4 protein-coding genes are annotated in these 2,854 nt (G+C 62.7%); all 4 read right to left on the reverse strand.

All coding sequences use genetic code 11. From position 1 onward, the window contains the following. Nucleotides 1-721 (reverse strand): D-alanine--D-alanine ligase (locus EN932_RS32915; protein WP_128369396.1); only part of this gene is annotated, 721 nt, incomplete at its 3' end. Between the two features lie 24 nt (nucleotides 722-745). Further along, the gene (locus EN932_RS32920) at nucleotides 746-1,363 is read right to left on the reverse strand and encodes a C39 family peptidase (RefSeq protein ID WP_127369040.1); all 618 of its coding nucleotides are present in this window, start codon (nucleotides 1,361-1,363) and stop codon (nucleotides 746-748) included. A gap of 233 nt (nucleotides 1,364-1,596) precedes the next feature. Next, the gene (locus EN932_RS32925) at nucleotides 1,597-2,112 is read right to left on the reverse strand and encodes a hypothetical protein (protein ID WP_013530757.1); all 516 of its coding nucleotides are present in this window, start codon (nucleotides 2,110-2,112) and stop codon (nucleotides 1,597-1,599) included. Between the two features lie 187 nt (nucleotides 2,113-2,299). Continuing rightward, complete coding sequence (locus EN932_RS32930) at nucleotides 2,300-2,728, reverse strand: VOC family protein (protein ID WP_013530756.1); 429 nt, start codon at nucleotides 2,726-2,728, stop codon at nucleotides 2,300-2,302. Between the last annotated feature and the right edge of the window lie 126 nt (nucleotides 2,729-2,854).

Below are 2,854 nucleotides of genomic sequence, written 5' to 3' on the forward strand. Positions count from 1 at the left end.
ACCCGTCGGCGCGCCCCAGCACCGAGAACTCGATCTCGCGGCCCTCGACGAATTCCTCGATCAACACTTTGCCGTCGTAGCGGAAAGCCGTGTCGATGGCCTGCTCGAAGCCGTCCCTGTCATTCACCTTGCTGACCCCGAAGGACGAGCCCTGGCGCGCCGGCTTGGCGAAGAAAGGCAGGCCGAGCGTCCCGGCAATCTCCTGGAAGGAATGCTTGCCGTTTCGATGCACGGTGACGGAGCGGGCAACCGCCAGTCCCGCCTCGCGCATCAGCCGCTTGGCGACGTCCTTGTCCATGGCGGCGGCCGAGGCGAGAATGCCGCAGCCGACATAGGCGACATCGGCGACCTCGGCATAGCCCTGCACCGAGCCGTCCTCGCCGAACGGCCCGTGCAGCACCGGGAACACGACGTCGATGGGGGGCAGCTCAGGCTGCGTACCATCCCGCGACACCGCAACCAGCCGGCCCTTGCCGCCGGGCAACAAAGCAACCTCCGGGCCGTCTTCGGAGGCCGGCGCCCCTGCCGCCTCATCGCCGATCGCCGCGGCGCGATCGAGTTGTTGCAGCAGCCACCTGCCGCCTCGCGAAATGGCGATCGGCACGATATCGTAGCGCGTGCGGTCGATCGCCTTCAGCACATTGGCGGCCGAAAGGCGCGACACGTCGTGCTCGGCCGAACGCCCGCCATAGAGGATGGCCACTCTTGTCTTGTCGGTCATCGAAATCCCTCGACTGTCAAAAAATCAAATGGCGACGGCAATGCCGCGATTGGCAAAGAAGCGGTCGAAATCGGCCGGTGACAACACTGCGTCTGCCTGTGTGGCGGGCTCATGGCCGGACGGGTTGTGAAAGCGGAAACCTTCGTCGGATGCCGCGGTGATCAGCACCAGATGGCCGCCCTTCGAGGGCGGCTCACGCTCGGGCCAGCGGATCGAGCTGCTGACCGACGCGATGAAGAAGCGCGTCCGCTGCATGATCGCCGGAATGTCTGATGTGGCGACATTGGTCATCACCTCGGCGCGCAGGCCGAAAGCTTCCTTCACGAAGCTGACGAAGGGCGCGTAGATCAGCCCCTTGATCGATCTCTCATTGACGACATAGCCGCCATATAAGGTGCAGCGCCTGGCAAGCTCGATCGTCGGCACGATCTCGCCGCGGCTGGCCAGAATCATCTTAAGGCAGGCCATGCCGCAGATGTTGGCGGCCCAGATTGCGTATTCGTCGAGGGTCTCCGCCCCGGATCGCCTCCACAGCGGATCGCGCCTGAGCGCAACATCCGCGCCGTCGGCGAGCACGTCCAGCGTCATGTCAGGCGTTTCCCACTGGCTGAAAAACGGCACGGTTTCAGGCGGCGGGCTCATGCGGTCTCCTCGGTCGGCTGGTTCCATCTCGTATACGAGGATACGAGATGGATGAAAAGCCGTGACATTCAGTGGCGCGACCCAGAAGATGTCATCTTCCGTTTCGGTCAACCATCGCTGACATCCGGGGTTAGCGGAAGCCTCTCCCGCCTTCGTCATCCACAGGCGGAGCAGGAGCGAAGCTCCGTCGCGGAGACCCGAGGATGACGAACGTGGTGAATGCTGCGCGCCGCCTACTCGGCCTTCGCCCAGCCGAAAACCAGCCACGCATATTTCGATTTTTCGTAGGGTTCGACAGTGTAGGTCATCTGCATGTCGCCGTCCTTGGCGTAGATATCCAGCCGGGGCGCCGTATCCAGCTCGAGCCACGCCGAACTCTTGCTGAACGACCAGGTTCCGCACCAGACGCAAGGCCCCGACGTCGGATCTCCGGGCTGGTGAAAATTGTAGCGGCCGTCCGCCGTGATCTCCAGATAATCGAACGCCCCGTAAAACGCGGTCACCGTCTGCTGGAACTCACTGGCGGCCGCTTCCTGTTCCGGTGTCGGCGCATCCTTCATATCGCGCGGCGGCCGGATGGCTCCGCCGTTGAGTTTCCATTTGCCGACAAAATCCTTCTCGGTCGGAAGATATTCCTCCTGGGCCTGCGCCGATGAAATATAAGCAAAGGATGATATACTTGTGAGGCCAACGGCCCCGATCGCAAATAGAAGCGTGGCGGCACAGATCGCCCTTGCTGGGTTTTGCATAAAAAAAATATCTCCACGGGGGGTAAGGGGAGTTTTATTGAAAATTTGTGGCGGACGTTGCTTCGGGACCGATTCCCACCCGCCATTTGCACGGTTAGCATCGGGGCCACCGATCTGGCAACGCAAGGCAGCCTCTCTCCAGCATCGCCCATGCGTCCGCGATCCCGGCCGGCTGAATATCGGCAGCTTAGAAGGTGATCTTCACCGAAGCGGCGCTGCGACGATGCGGGCCGTGATGGACGGCCTCGATGTTGTTGCCGTCCGGATCGAGCAGGAAGGCGGCGTAATAGCCGGGGTGATAGGGCCGTTCGCCCGGCGCGCCATTGTCCGTGCCGCCGGCCGCCAGCCCGGCCTTGTAGAAGCCGTCGACCATGGCGTGGTCCCTTGCCTGGAAAGCCAGGTGATGGCGGCCGGTGAGTTTTCCCTGTGCGGCCCGGCTGTCGGCAGTGGAGACAAACAGCTCGTCGGCCCAGAAAAAGTCGGCGCCGCTACCTCCGATCGGGACATCGAGCGCCTGCAGGACCGCCTCGTAGAAACGCCGGCTGGCCGCGAGGTTTCTGACCACCAGTTGGATGTGGTCGATGAGCCGGCCGCGATGCAATTCCTGGGTTTCCATGAAAACGCCTCCTCGTGTGGGTTCGAATTTAGGTTGGGATAGGGCGTCGTCAATGCGGATACTTCCCAGCAAACAAAGGGCCCGCCGGGAGGGGATCCGGCGGGCCTTTGGAAAGCATGTCTAGCC

It is taken from the genome of Mesorhizobium sp. M7A.F.Ca.US.002.01.1.1, from assembly GCF_004022955.1.
Classification (GTDB): Bacteria; Pseudomonadota; Alphaproteobacteria; order Rhizobiales; family Rhizobiaceae; genus Mesorhizobium; species Mesorhizobium ciceri.